General features: G+C 68.9%; 14 protein-coding genes. 1 reads left to right on the forward strand and 13 read right to left on the reverse strand.

Annotated features, from left to right (window positions below; all coding sequences use genetic code 11):
• Positions 1–209: 209 nt before the first annotated feature.
• The 10 genes from ACH54P_RS21725 to ACH54P_RS21770 form a co-directional block, all read right to left on the reverse strand.
• Positions 210–1256, reverse strand: a complete 1047-nt coding sequence (locus tag ACH54P_RS21725; protein ID WP_489915506.1) for a hypothetical protein — start codon at positions 1254–1256, stop codon at positions 210–212.
• A gap of 10 nt (positions 1257–1266) precedes the next feature.
• Entirely contained in the window at positions 1267–1821 is a 555-nt protein-coding gene (locus ACH54P_RS21730) for an RNA polymerase sigma factor (protein ID WP_489915508.1), read from the reverse strand.
• Positions 1822–2440: 619 nt separating this feature from the next.
• Positions 2441–2662: a hypothetical protein gene (locus tag ACH54P_RS21735; protein ID WP_489915510.1), complete on the reverse strand. Its 222-nt coding sequence runs from the start codon at positions 2660–2662 to the stop codon at positions 2441–2443.
• Between the two features lie 226 nt (positions 2663–2888).
• A complete protein-coding gene (locus tag ACH54P_RS21740; protein ID WP_489915512.1) occupies positions 2889–3836 on the reverse strand; it encodes an endonuclease/exonuclease/phosphatase family protein in 948 nt (315 codons plus the stop codon).
• The gene (locus ACH54P_RS21745) at positions 3815–4669 is read right to left on the reverse strand and encodes an alpha/beta hydrolase (RefSeq protein ID WP_489915514.1); all 855 of its coding nucleotides are present in this window, start codon (positions 4667–4669) and stop codon (positions 3815–3817) included. The genes ACH54P_RS21740 and ACH54P_RS21745 overlap by 22 nt, the downstream gene beginning before the upstream one ends.
• 128 nt (positions 4670–4797) lie before the next feature.
• Positions 4798–5658, reverse strand: a complete 861-nt coding sequence (locus ACH54P_RS21750) for an NAD(P)H-binding protein (protein ID WP_489915516.1) — start codon at positions 5656–5658, stop codon at positions 4798–4800.
• 410 nt (positions 5659–6068) lie between these two features.
• Positions 6069–6509, reverse strand: a complete 441-nt coding sequence (locus ACH54P_RS21755) for a hypothetical protein (RefSeq protein ID WP_489915518.1) — start codon at positions 6507–6509, stop codon at positions 6069–6071.
• 143 nt (positions 6510–6652) lie between these two features.
• Entirely contained in the window at positions 6653–7618 is a 966-nt protein-coding gene (locus ACH54P_RS21760) for a 2-keto-4-pentenoate hydratase (RefSeq protein WP_489915520.1), read from the reverse strand.
• Positions 7619–8615: 997 nt separating this feature from the next.
• Positions 8616–9119, reverse strand: coding sequence for a hypothetical protein (locus tag ACH54P_RS21765; protein ID WP_489915522.1), 504 nt, complete (start codon positions 9117–9119; stop codon positions 8616–8618).
• 47 nt (positions 9120–9166) lie between these two features.
• Positions 9167–10486, reverse strand: a complete 1320-nt coding sequence (locus tag ACH54P_RS21770) for an outer membrane protein assembly factor BamB family protein (RefSeq protein ID WP_489915524.1) — start codon at positions 10484–10486, stop codon at positions 9167–9169.
• 139 nt (positions 10487–10625) lie between these two features.
• Between ACH54P_RS21770 and ACH54P_RS21775 the strand changes: the two genes are divergently transcribed.
• Entirely contained in the window at positions 10626–10748 is a 123-nt protein-coding gene (locus tag ACH54P_RS21775) for a hypothetical protein (protein WP_489915526.1), read from the forward strand.
• A 177-nt stretch (positions 10749–10925) separates the two neighbouring features.
• Here ACH54P_RS21775 and ACH54P_RS21780 read toward each other — a convergent pair whose 3' ends face one another.
• From ACH54P_RS21780 to ACH54P_RS21790, 3 genes are read right to left on the reverse strand one after another with little or no spacing between them, the layout of a single operon-like run.
• Complete coding sequence (locus ACH54P_RS21780) at positions 10926–11294, reverse strand: SbtR family transcriptional regulator (RefSeq protein WP_489915528.1); 369 nt, start codon at positions 11292–11294, stop codon at positions 10926–10928.
• Positions 11188–11532, reverse strand: coding sequence for a hypothetical protein (locus tag ACH54P_RS21785; RefSeq protein WP_489915530.1), 345 nt, complete (start codon positions 11530–11532; stop codon positions 11188–11190). The genes ACH54P_RS21780 and ACH54P_RS21785 overlap by 107 nt, the downstream gene beginning before the upstream one ends.
• Positions 11533–11577: 45 nt before the next feature.
• On the reverse strand, positions 11578–12717 hold the full coding sequence (locus ACH54P_RS21790; protein WP_489915532.1) for an ROK family transcriptional regulator: 1140 nt from the start codon (positions 12715–12717) through the stop codon (positions 11578–11580).
• Between the last annotated feature and the right edge of the window lie 163 nt (positions 12718–12880).

The following is a 12880-nucleotide window of genomic DNA, read 5'->3' on the forward strand; positions in this document are numbered from 1 at the left end:
TTTGCCAGGCAACCGCCGGACTCCGACGACGACACGCATTTCAGGCGCGACAGTGCCAAGGTCGGGCCCCACGATCTTGGGGAAGCTCACTCGCACTACTCCGGCAGATGAGCAGCTACCGGACGCAGAACGGCGGCGACGCCCAGACAGAACTGTCTTGGGAGGGCCGAGATGATCTCGGACCCTCCCAGGACAGTTCGGTACGAAGATCAGATCTTGCCCGCGGCCACGTCGGAAAGGGTCACGCGGGAGGACTTGTAGTTCACCACATAGCGCTTGGACGATTCCGCCGAGGTGATCTCCTCACGGATCGGCAGGCCGTTGTCGGCGTTGATGGTGAGGACGTCCGCACTGCCGCCCAGGATGGCGGGGGGCGCAGTGAGGGTCAGCGCGGCCTGGCCGTCGACGTTGGTCTTGCCGACGATCATGTCCGGGATGGTCGCGTACAGCTTCAGCACGCCCGCGCGGACCTCCGCATCGGCGGCGTTGGCGAACAGCGCGTGTTCGGCGTTGCTCCACAAGTGGTTGTTGATGAGGTTTTCCAGGTCCTTGCCCGTCGGACGCGGTTGGGGGGCGGGAACCGGCTTGCCGACCTTGCGGAACATCTCCGCGGTCTCCGCTTGGGCGGCCGCCCAGGCCTTGTCGGCCTCGGCGGGGCTCAGGCCGACTCCCAGAGCATTGTTGGACGCGGTGATCATCGCGATCCTGGCCTTGTCCACGTCGCCGTTCGCGGCAAGACGGGCCGCCGCCATCACCTTCCCCTCGTACGGCGCAGCAGGCTCGGCGTGGCCCTTGGCGACTGCGTCCACCAGGGTCTTCGCCGAGTCGCCCGTGAACTGCTGGCCCTTGTCGGTGTAGAGGGTGTAGTAGAGGTCCGGTTTGTTGTCCGGCCCGAACTTCGTGTTGATGATCAGCGACGCGTCTCCTGGCTGCGTGCCGGCTGCCTGGACCGCGGAGGCCAGCTTCACCAGCGGCGCCTCGACCGCCTGCTGGGCCTCGACCGCCTGCGGGGCCGCGCCGGACGGGCCGGCCGGGACGTTGCCGCCTGACGTACCCATCACCACAGCCGCCGCGACGGCTGCCGCGCCCACGGCGGCGACGCCGACCTTGGGCCAGGAGAACCAGCGCCTCGGTCGCACGACCGTGGCCACGGGTTCCCCCATCGCCGTCTGCAGTGCCGTGCGGGCACGGTCATAGGCCTCGGGACCGGGGGACGGCACGTCACGCAGATTCTTCATGAGATCCATTTCATCCATGGGCTGTCTTTCACGTTGTCGGGACTTGCAGCAGCGCGACCACTTCGGGGGCTTTACGCAACGCCTTGCGCGCCTGGTGCAACAGGCGGCGGGCCGTGCCGGCCGGAATGTCGAGCACCCGCCCGGCCTCGGCGACGGTCAGGTCCTCCCAGGCGACCAGGCCCAGCACTTCCCGCTCTTCCGGTTTGAGCCGAGCCAGTGCCCTGCTCAGCAGTGCCTGCGTGTCCACGCGGACATCCACCGCCGGCCAGGGATCCCAGTCACTCGCCACGCCGGTCAGGTCCGACGCCGGCTCCTCGGCCGGTGCGGACCGCCAGTGCCGGCGCAGCCTGTTCAGCGCGACGCCGTACAACCAAGGCCTCGCTTCGGGGTACGAACGGTCATAGTTCGCACGGGACTCGTAAGCCGCCACCCACACATCGCCGAGCACGTCCTCGGCTGCCTGCCGCCCCACTCTGCGCGCCAGGTAGTTCCCGAGCGCGGTCTCGTGCCGGCTGATCACTTCCACGAAAGCATCGGTATCTCCGCGCAGCGACCTACCGATCAGTTCCGCGTCTGACGACATGAAGCTCCTCGGGTTTCGCTTCGCCCTGACACCCCGTCTTTGCCAACGCCCGCCCAAAGCGTTCAGGTTAGGTCACCCCACGACGAACATCGCTGGTCAGGCGACGTGTGCGATAAGGAGCCGCAGAGCGTGCGTCCCGGTGAGCCGCTCTCAGCGGCACCTCAACCCAGGAGGGGTCCCTCAAGCAACGCCGCTCATGAGAGCGGGCCGGCTACACGACCTGGCTCGGCCTCGTAGTGCTCGGGTGGATCCAAGCCCCGTGTCGATGCAGGCTGCGCCGGATGTTCGATACGAGCGCCGCCATTCCAAACCCCCTGTTACAACTGCACTCAACAACACACGGTTGCAAGCAACGGCACCGAAGCGCATGATCTGACTAGGCGATTCTTTATCTCCGCAGGTCAGGGCCATGATCGACTCTCACTGGCAGTGAGGAGTAGAAGTTCTACTACTGGCGAGTGGCTGAACTGCCAGATGGCGTCGAAATGGGGTCACGAAAAGTGCCCCAGCAGCGTCCCCCTGAACAGGTGGATCACCAAAGGTTCTCTGACGCGTCACCTTCGCAGGGTCGGCCAGGGCTCCGCCACCGACCCGAACCAGCCTCGCGGTTGGCAGCGGATCACCGCCGTTCTGTTTCCGCCGATGCGGCCGAGCGAGTCAGCAGCGCCGACGACCACATCGCACGATGCTCCACGAACAGCGCACCTGAACCCGGATCGGCCCCGAAGACGGCCGCACCACCATCGCCGAATTCACCCCCGCCTGGCTCGACTCCCTCGACATCGACCAACGCACCGAAGAGAACTACCAGCCAGGAGCCCGGCGAGAAGCTCGAGAACAACGCGCGACGCGAGATCGCCGAGGAGACCGGGCGCACTGACCGGGTCGGCGTATGGCGATCCGGGCACGAACGACTTCGCCACCGGGCCGTCCGGCAGCGGTGTCGTCCACCGGGTGAGACGGGCACGAGCCACGGCGGCCACCACCAAGGTGCGGCCGAAGCCAAGGTGCCGGTATTCGATGTACTAACCGAGGTCGGCCGGTGCGCACGCAGCCGGCGCGGGTGGTCAGTGTTCCCAGGCGGCGGCACCCCGCAGCAGGTGGTGGTCGGACATTCCCGCGGTGCAGGCCGCGGCGTCACCGCGCACGGTGGTGAACCAGTAGGCGCTCAGGAAGATGTAGTCGATCTTTCCGGGATCGGATACACGTGGTGAGCACGACGGTTCAGCGGTCGCTTCCCCGCTGCGGCACCGGTCGCCGGACTGGGGACAGTCCGCGCCGGTGAACTCGGACTTGTCGTTCTCGTCGACTTCCTGGAAGATGCCGGTGCCGCCGCCGTGGTCGTAGAGCGGGGTCAACCGGACGTCTTTGGGGAGTACGTTGAAGTCCCCGCCGAGGACCACCGGCTCTCCCCGGCCGGCGTAGTCGCGGGTGAGCACGGCGACCTGCGCGATCTGCGCCTCGGGATCGCGGCCTTGGTAGTCGATGTGCGTATTGCACGCGCGGACGCCGCGCCCGGCGAGGGTGGTCTTGGCGCACAGCAGGATCCGCTGCTCGCCGCCGCTCGGGTTGGGGAGCATGACGACGCTGCGGGAACCGTTGTCGATCGTGCCGGATTTGCCCTTGCCGAAGATGGCCAGGCCATAGCGGGTGTCGGTGCCCCACTTCTTACAACCGGAGTTCGCCGGCAGCGCCGCGCCCCACACCGAGTCGTAGGCGGGACCGGACGTGCGGTTCGCGAGAGTGTCGCGCAGCAGGGTCCATTGCCCGTAACACATTTCCTGGAACATCACGAGATCGGCGTCCCAGTGGTCCATCGCGTCGACCATGGTGTCGCGCCACGCGGTTCTCGAGCCCTGGTAGAGGGAGCAGACGCCGCCACAGACGTTGTAGGTGAGGAACCGGGGATGCGGCCAGTTCAGCGCATCGGGTTCGTCGGCTTGGGCTGGTGCCGCCGTGAACAGGAGACCGAAGGCAAGGAGGAGGGACAGGATCAGTTTTCCGGCTGGACGCATGCATTTTTCCTTCCTGAACCGCTCTGGGGCGGCGTGGTGGCCGGTGCTGGGTCGAGCAGGTGCCTACGCAGGAACGACAGTTCGGCTTCGGCGGCCTGGTCGTGGCCGTCGAGGAAGGGGGCGTAGTGGCCGCCGGGCAGCCGGACCAGTTCGCCTTGTGGTGCCCGCGTGGCCGCGTGGATCGCGGGTCCGGGCAGGGCCGATCGGTCCTGCTCGCAGATCAGGACGAGCAGCGGAACCGAGATTCGGTGTGCGTGCCGGCCTGGGCGGTAAAGGCCGAGTGCCAGCGCTGATCGGGCGGCGGCTTCCTGCCGCCAGTCCGGGTACCGGCCACCCGGGTTGAGGGCTCGGTCGCCGTCGAGGGTGTCCGGGGTGGTGAGTGCCGCGACGGTTCCCGGCCTGCCGGCGAGCGGTACCAGCAGCGGTGGGCGGCCGATGAGGCTCCCGAGGGCGTCGAGGGTTCCCCGGGCGGTGAGGCCGAGCATGGCGAGCGGCTTCTGGTGGTGGGCTGCGTTGCGGGAGACAGCGAGGCCGTCGGCGTTCGGTGTCTGGGCGATGGCCGCCGCGAGCTGCGTATCGCCGGCCGCGACGCGGAAGACGTGACCTCCTGAGGAGGAAAAGCCCCACAGCGCCACCCGCGTCGGGTCGACACCGGGCAGCGTCGCGGCGAACCGGATCGCGGCGCGCGAGTCGGCCAGCTGCTCACGAACGCGCACGACCTGGCGGGGCTGCCCGTCGCTCTCCCCGAGGTGACGGTAGTCGAAGGCGAGAACGGTGAAGCCGGCGTCGTGGAACCGGCCCGCGAACAGGTCCGTCGCCGGTTCCTTGGTCACCCCGAAGCCACCGGCCATGACGACGCAACCGCCATTCGTCCCCGGATAATGCCAGGCGGCACACTCCATACCCCCGCTGCGGAACCGGACTTTCTCACGATTTGCGGGCACTGTGACCTCCGTGTCGATCAGCTCGCCGCGTCGAAGTCGTCAGCGTGGTCGGCGGCCCACTCGGCGAAGGTGCGTGGCGGCCGGCCCAGGATCTTCTCGAGTTCCGGCGTCGGCGGGAACTGCGGGCGCGTGCGGTGCGCGGCGTAGCGGGCCATCATCGCGGTGACGAACGGCTCCGGCAGCCCGTTGGCCACCATGCCGCGCGCCGCGAGCTCGGCCGGGACCTCGTGGAACCGCAGCGGCCGCCCGAGCGCGACGCCGATCTGCCGGACCATTTCCTCGTGCGACAGCGACGCCGGGCCGGTGAGGTCGACGCGTCGGCCGAGCAGGTCGTCATCGGTGAGGGCCTTCGCGAGCACCGCGACCAGGTCGCGTTCGTCCAGCGGCGACTCCTCGAAGCCCGCGTACACGTAGCGGACGTCGTCGCCCGCGCGGATCTGGCTGCCCCAGGCGGTCAGCGCGTTGAGGGCGAACGCGCTGGGCCGCAGGCTGACCCAGTCGAGACCGCTCGTCGCGGCCGCGTCGTCGGCCTCTTTGTTGCGGTCGCCGCGGAAGCGCGACGGCTGCGCGTCGAGCCGGTCGTCCACATTGGCCGCGGCGAGCGCGACGACCCGGCGGACGCCAAGTTCCCGGGCCTGCGCGACGACGCCGTGGGCGGCATCGCCGACGGCGCGAGAGTGGAGGAACACCGCATCCGCGCCGCGCAGCGCGTCGGCGAGAGTTTCCGGCCGCTGCGGGTCGCCTTCGACGACCTCGACGCCGGCGGGCAACCCGGCGTTCCGCGGCGAGCGCGTGATGGCGCGGACTTCGTGGCTTTCGGCGAGTTCGGCGGCGAGGAGGCGTCCGACGAGTCCGGTCGCCCCGGTGAGCACGATCATGGCAATCCCTTCCCCCGGGCGGTGGCCCCGTTCCGGGTTACCTTCTTCCTTCTATCCAATACGAGAACCATATCATATGAAGTTCGTATCATGTGGGGACGGCGCAAAAGGGGTTGCTACGTGACTTGTGCAGACAGCTTTCGCGTGCCGAACCACCAGGTCAGCGCGCCCCAGGCTGAGCGGGACCCGATCGCGGGGTTCCTGCTGAGCGGCGAAGGCCGGCCAGCGAGTAACCCGCCATTGCAGAGCGCGCGGAACTACGTCGCTACCGGCAGGCACTTGCCGCAATCGATGAGCTGCCGCCGGTACGCCCGCTGCCTCGCCAAGGCCGGTGGCAAGACGCCTCCACTGGTCGCCGAACGCCACTTACGGGATGCGGCTGCCGTCGGCGACCTCGGCGTCGCGGCGGATCAGGCCTCCGTCCGGACCCGGCTCACGAGACCGGTGAGAGGTACCAGCGCAGTCAACAGGTACACCGCGGCGGCAGCCGCGGCCGCCCAGTCGACGGCGATCGACTGGAGCGAACCACTCGCGGGCACCGCGAAGGAGACGCAGGCCAGCGGCGGGTAGGCACGCCCTGCCCGGCTGGCGAGCACCAGCACCGCCGTGACGGTCGCAGGAACGACGAAAGGCAATGAGACCGCCGCGGCACCCAGGGAGAGCGAACTCGCGAGCGCGAAGGCCGCGGCGTAGCAGAGGAAGATCCGGCGCCTCTCCCGCCAATAGCGCGCCACATCATGGAACGCGATCGCCGCGATGCTGGCGAACGTCGAAGCGACGAACGGGCGGGTGAACAACACTTCCAATGCCACCAACGGCGCGAAAAGGGCCCCCGCCAGCAGCAGCACCAACGTGGTCCGCCCGTGAAACCGCGCCGGAAGAAACCCCTCTCCGCCAGGTCGCTTCACGACCGACCTCACGGGCTCAGCCGACCTTGCTCAGCTCACCGGCCGAGCCGGACGGCCGGTGTCGTGCCCGTCTCGGCTCGCCACGGCTATCCGGGAGCTGTCGTACGTCCTCGTCGCTGAGTGCCATGCTCGCGATCCTCGCAGCCACGCGTGCCCGCTTCAGCTGTCCGATCCGTCCATTGGAACGGTCCGATCAAGCCGGCCGCCCTCCGGATGTCGTGTGCTTCTCGATCACCGCACAACCGGCGCCGTAGAGGGATCGTGCGATGCCCTGCGGGTCGCCGAGGTAGCCGGCGACCATCGCGCCGTCCCGAAGCATCACCCGGCTGCATGTCGACCGCCCGGGTGCAGGTACCGGGCATGATCAAGTCGCCCGTGTCGAGGGAACGACCTCGGCTCGCGATGGTGTTCGCCAGCCAGGCGATGGCTTGTGCGGGGTTTCCGAGCACCGCGCCGCTGGCGCCGGTCTCCACGATCTCACCGTTGCGCCGGAGCACCACCCCGATCAGGCGAGGATCCACGTCTTCGATCCGGGTTCGGACGCCACCGAGGACCACCCTGGCCGAGGACGCGTTGTCCGCGACGGTGTCGACGATGCCGATCTTCCAGTCCTGGATGCGCGAATCGATGATTTCCAGCGCCGGCAGCACGAAGTCGGTCGCCGCGAGCACATCGGCCACGGTCACCCCGGGCCCCTGCAACGGCGCCTTCAGCACGAACGCGAGCTCCGGCTCCACCCGCGGCGCGATCAACGCGTCCACGGGGAGCGGCTCGCCTTCCGGGTGAAACATCGAACCGAGCAGGTGACCGAAGTCGGGGCGGTCCACTCCGAACTGTTCCTGCATGACGCGAGCCGTCAGCCCGACCTTGTGCCCACGCACGACGTCGCCCGTCCCCACCCGGAGCCGGATCCCTTCCAGCTGGATCCGGTAGGCGTCGTCGACGTTTGCGCCGGGATACCGGGAACTGAGGGGTACGACCGGCGCCGCATCGCTCTCCGCTCGCCACAACTCGTTGGCGAGTTGTCGAACGTCCTCTTCACTGAGTGCCATATCCGCAGCCTCACAGGCAACCAGGGCTGACACAGCCCAACGGTCCGCCCAATGGACTGCGCTGGAACTCCTCCAGGCCCGGCGCAGTACTTGACGAGTGGCCAATGACTCTCGCCCATGGCGACCTGGGTGCCGATGAGCTCCGCCTGGCCCGGATCACCGCTGATGCCGGAGCCTGGCGTCGAACTCGTCGTAGCGCTCTCGTTACTGGTTGACCGCTTCGACCTGGTCGTGCGAGGCCCCCTGTCCCTGGCCCGCCGTTGATACCCGACGTGGGGCTACGCCGGGTCACACTGTTCAGCACTCGACTGGTTATGGTCCGCACAGCCAGGTCCGGAGGTTCAGCAAGCCGTCGCGGCGAACTGATGATCAGCGCTGTTGCGCGCTGCGCGTCCTCGAAGTACGCATCGAACTCACTCCGGTCGAGACCGACCGCCAGACGGTGCCGTCGCCGGATTTGACCTGGCGACGCCGACTCAACCGCTTCCACCGTTGCCACTCCGACATGACCGGAGAAGCAGCCGGGTTCCTGCCGGCGCCTGAAGCCGGGTGCGACGAAGCTCAACAGTCTTCGAACCGTCCAGAATGGCCCGGACTGTCACGGGCTTAAGGTGAGTCGGATGGAGCCACTGACCGCGATCGCCGCGAAGTACGGCGCTCCCGCTGATCCGGGCGCTCACCGGGAACGACGAGCTCAGCGGGCCGGCCTCGGAGCTGCTGGGCGCATGACCGGGAGGATCCGGTTTCGGGATGAGCTCGGCCTGGCGTTGCGAGGCTGACGACCGCGACCGAGCCCATTCGCTGGCTGCGGTGTCACCACCATTTCGGCCAGAGGGGTTCGATGCGCAGTCCGGCTGCTTCCTGGTGCGAGCACGAACTCGCAGGGGCGGAGGGTGTACCCCGACCTGGGCCCAGAACGCGGCCGCGTCCGGTTCTTCCGGCGGGCTCGCGCTCCAGCTGAAACCACCGCCACGAACTGCAGCATCCGCCGCGCGGCTCAGTCGGTGACGTACCACTTTCCGTTGCGCAGCTCCAGCACGGCGTCACCCAGGTCGCTGTCGGTGAACTTCGCAGTGGCCTTGACCGCCTTCGCCGGGATCTCGACCTTCTTCGAAGACTCGGTGATGCGGGCCCGGTCCACGGTGGCGCCCTGCAGAGCTTTCCGCTGCGCCGGGCTGAACATCGCGAAGGTGATCGGAAACGTCTGTTCGCACGGCCCCATGCCCTCGTCCTCGGCCGTCTTGGCCGCGGGCGCGGCGATTTCGCAGGCCGTGGCGACGTCTAGGTTGCCCACCGCGTGCAGGAAGTTTTCGTAGCGCTCGACCGCCCCTGCGTTCGCCGTCGTCGTCGACGACGGGGCGGGCGGCGTGGTCGTGGTCTGTGCCGCGGTGGCCGACGTGGTCGCCGGCGGTGGGGCGGTGCTCGAGGACGCCGGCGCCGCCGAGGTGCCGCCCCCACCCGAGCAGCCGGAGATCAGCAGGGCAACGCCCGTGGCGAGCAAGAAAACTGAACGTGCGGACAATGGATCGCCTTTCAAGTCGGTGAAAACTAGTTCTTGACCGGGTACGCCACGGGCACGCCGTCGTCGCCGACCCCGATGCCGGCGTACTTGCTGACCACGGCCGGGACGACGCCGACGTCGTCGGTGGCAAGGTCCTTGCCCGTCTTGGCGTCCAGCACGATCGGCTGACGACCGGCGGTCCAGCCGTAGAGGGCTCCGTGCCACGCGGTGATGACGTCGGGGGCCACCCGGTTGGCGGCCTTGTCGGGCAGCGTCCAGAGTTTCGCGGCGGTCTTGGCGTCATAGGCCGTCAAGACCCCGCGCGCGTCGCAGAAGACCACGGACTGCTCGTCGTACGAGCAGGTTCCGTACGAGGTGGGGCCGAAGTCCTTCTCGCCCTCGACCTTGAGCGTCTCCGCACCGGTGGCGGGGTCGAGGAACAACAGGAACGGGTGGCCGTTGCCGTAGTCGGTCCGGGTGAGCACGACCAGCGCCGGGCCGGCGGGCGTCACGATGACCGAGGACGACTGCGCGGCGCCGACCCACTTCTGCCGGCCGGTCGCCAGGTCGAGCGCGGTCGCCTGGACCATCGAGGAGTTTTCGGCGACGTTGTAGTCGGCGCCGACGACGACGTCGCCGGACACGCTGCCGGCAGCGTAGTCCTTGCGCTCCCACAGGGTTTTGCCACTGGCGGGGTCGAGCGCGACCGTAACGTGCTCCTCGTCCGAGCGGCCATAACTGGCGACCACGGCCTTGTCGGTGATGGCGACGACCTCCGTGACGGCGTTGCTCGCGCTGGCGTACTGGTCCTCGGAGACCTTGGTCTCGGACTGCCAGACCTTGGTGCCCTTTTCGACGTCGGCCGCGACCACCGACAGCGCGATGTAGGCCGGCGTGGTGCCCTTCTCCGGGATGAGGACCGGGACGGCGGCGGCGACGAACCTGTCACCGACCGCCGGCGGACGCGGCCCGGTGGTGTTGACGAACGGACCGCTCTGGTTGTACGGGTCACCGGGCTGGCGTTCGAAAGGGACCGTCCACTTTTGTTGTCCCGTAAGGACGTCGACCACGTTCAGCGCGGTGGCGGTGATGATGTAGCCGGTGCGATCGCGCAGCGTCATGAACGTCGAGGTGACGTTGCCCGCCACGTTGGCGCGCAGCGCGCCGGCCGGGAGCCCGACGGGTGCGCTCTTGTCGAACGCCATGGGCGGGTCGGCGGTCTTCGCCTCGGGCGCGGCCGACGTCGGAGGCTGCGCGGCGGGCGCCGACCCGCTCGGTGCCGAGGCCGAGCCGTCGATTCCGCCGCCGCAGCCGGCGGCCGTGAGCACGGCCCCCAGGCAGGCCAGCATGATCAGTGTTCCCCGCATGTGCGCGTACCTTCCCCCGCTTGATCTTGCTCCGATCGGAGCCACGCAGGACTGTAGCGAACCGTCGGCGTCCCGTGTGGCAGTTCACGCAAAAGTGTCACAGTTGCGTAGTGCTTTCACGGCCCGCAGTGCGGCGGCCGTGAACGAGGCCGACGCGGTCGAGGACGGCGAGGTGTTTCGCGACGGCTTGACAGGTCACCGGGATTTCCGCTACGCGACAACCACTTCGGCGGGCGTGACAAATCACGGCGAGACGCTGTAATCAGCGTCCTGCCACTGCTGGGTGGAGCGGCCACCCGCAGTCCGCCGGCCAGGCGCTCGACCGGGACGACGCGCGTCAGCACCACCGGAACCGGCGGGCCGGAGCCGGCGTGAACGGCCGGCGATCCGCGGCATGCACAGATTCATCGGATAGCGTGATCCAGGTGATATCCGTCGTTCACCGGCGCCGGTGAACGCTCAACCCGTCGAGGGTGAGGGCGAGCATCGACGATGAGCGGTCCTCCGGCCCCGAGGCGGCCCGCCAAAGGGCGCCGGTGAGCTGCAGAAAGTCGCGGGGATCGGCGTCGGCGCGGATGGTGCCGTCGTGTTTGCCGGCGTCGAGCAGCTGCGAGATGGCGGCGATGACCGGACCGTGGGTCTGCTCGGCGATCGCCTGGTGCGCGTCGGGGCTGAGGGCGTCACCGAGACCGTGCTTCTTCCTAGCGGGTGGTCCAGTAGACGATGTCGGGAACCACGACCAGCAGGGCCACCGCGAGCCAGTAACGGCCCGCTTTGAGCTGCGGTGCGCGGAAAGCGAAGAGGGCATTCAGGCCGGCCACGACCGACCCGGCGAACACCAACGAGACCAGGCCGAGCCCGATCACGAAACCCGCACCGTCGTCGACCACAGTGGGGTCGATCGTGCCCCACCCGAGCTCAGCCGCGAGGACCTGCGTCCCCAGCATCGCGAACGCGACCGGGTAGGCGCACGGGATGGCCAGCAGCAGGTTGAGCGGAACGCCGATCAGCCACACCTGATGCGGGCGGAGCTGACGACGGGACACCCGCTCATCATGCCGGAACGCCGTGACCGCCGTTCGTGACGGCCCTCAGCCGAGGTCGGTGAACCGGTTCGCTGTGATCACTGCACCGAGCGTTTCGGCGTCGTTGCCCAGTGCGCCCGGGACAACCTCTGGTGTCCGGTTGGTGACCGGCGAAACGCCCCGCGCCAGCGTTTCCCGGATGCCGCTCAGCAGGGGCTCGCCGGTCTGCGCGAGAGTGCCGCCGACGACGACCAGTTTCGGGTTCAGCACGGTGCAGACCGGGGCCAGCGCGGTGCCGACGGCCCGGCCCGCGTCGCCGAGCAGGCGACGGACACCGGGATCTCCCCGCTGCGCCAGCGAGATCAGGTCGGCGAAGCTGAAGGAGGGGCCGTGGCTGTGGGCGAGCGTGGTGGCCAGAGCGCGGGCCCCGACGACGGTCTCCAGGCAGCCCCGGCTGCCGCAGCGGCAGATCTGCCCGTCCGGTACCACCGTGACGTGCCCGAGCTCCCCCGCGGCACCGGCGTCGCCCTCGTAGAGCCGTCCCTGCAGAACGAGACCGGCACCGACGCCCTCGGACAGCATCACGTAGATGAGGTTGTCCGCGGACACCGCCGCGCCGAGGCGCCATTCGGCCAGGGCGCCGAGATCGGCGTCGTTGCCGAGGTGCACGGGCAGGCCCATCCGCTTCCCCAGCCGCGCCGCGATGTCGACCTCGCCCCAGTCGTTCAGCATCGGCGGTGAGCTGAGCGCCTGCGAATGCAGCAGCACCGGGGCCGAGACCGCCACTCCGACGCCCAGCAGCTCCCGGTGCGGAATTTCGAGGTCGGCGACGAGGTCGAGTGCCGTGGAAGCGACGTACTCGAGGGTGTCGCCGGGCCGGTGGTCGACGTCGATTTCGTGGGTGTGCCCGGCGCGCACGGTGCCGTCCACGCCGGCGAGCAGGATCCGGACCCCCGCGTGGGCGAGGTGGACGCCGATCAGCACGCCCAGCGCCGGGTTGACCGCGAGCGCCGCGGCCGGGCGCCCGCCCGCCACCCCCGCGGCGGGGACGCGCCGCTCCAGTTCGACCAGGACGCCGTCGGCGATCAGGTCGGCGACGAGGCCGGAGACGGTGGCGGCCGAGAGCCCGGTCGTGCGCGCGATCTCGAGGCGCGTGGTCGGGCGCCCGAATCGTGCCGCGGAGAGAACTGCGCGCCGATTGCGCATTTGTCGCGATTCCACTCCGGTGACGTTAGCAAGGTTAGCCCCGGATTTGAAATAACCTCCCCCCTTTCTGGCCAGGGTTGGCTATTGACTGTCGCTATCTCCGGCTCTTAGTTTGACGACGGCCTCACGGCCACCGTGCCCGCCCTGACACGAGGAGGTGTCG

The organism is Amycolatopsis sp. N2S4-7, from assembly GCF_058119595.1.

Bases quoted from the DNA above. Each gene is read 5' to 3' on its own strand.
- ACH54P_RS21780 (WP_489915528.1), bottom strand. From the start codon at position 11,294: ATGCCCTCTTCGCTTTCCGCGCACCGCAGCTCAAAGCGGGCCGTTACT.
- ACH54P_RS21770 (WP_489915524.1), bottom strand. From the start codon at position 10,486: ATGCGGGGAACACTGATCATGCTGGCCTGCCTGGGGGCCGTGCTCACG.
- ACH54P_RS21725 (WP_489915506.1), bottom strand. From the start codon at position 1,256: ATGGATGAAATGGATCTCATGAAGAATCTGCGTGACGTGCCGTCCCCC.
- ACH54P_RS21740 (WP_489915512.1), bottom strand. From the start codon at position 3,836: ATGCGTCCAGCCGGAAAACTGATCCTGTCCCTCCTCCTTGCCTTCGGT.
- ACH54P_RS21750 (WP_489915516.1), bottom strand. From the start codon at position 5,658: ATGATCGTGCTCACCGGGGCGACCGGACTCGTCGGACGCCTCCTCGCC.
- ACH54P_RS21790 (WP_489915532.1), bottom strand. From the start codon at position 12,717: ATGCGCAATCGGCGCGCAGTTCTCTCCGCGGCACGATTCGGGCGCCCG.
- ACH54P_RS21760 (WP_489915520.1), bottom strand. From the start codon at position 7,618: ATGGCACTCAGTGAAGAGGACGTTCGACAACTCGCCAACGAGTTGTGG.
- ACH54P_RS21730 (WP_489915508.1), bottom strand. From the start codon at position 1,821: ATGTCGTCAGACGCGGAACTGATCGGTAGGTCGCTGCGCGGAGATACC.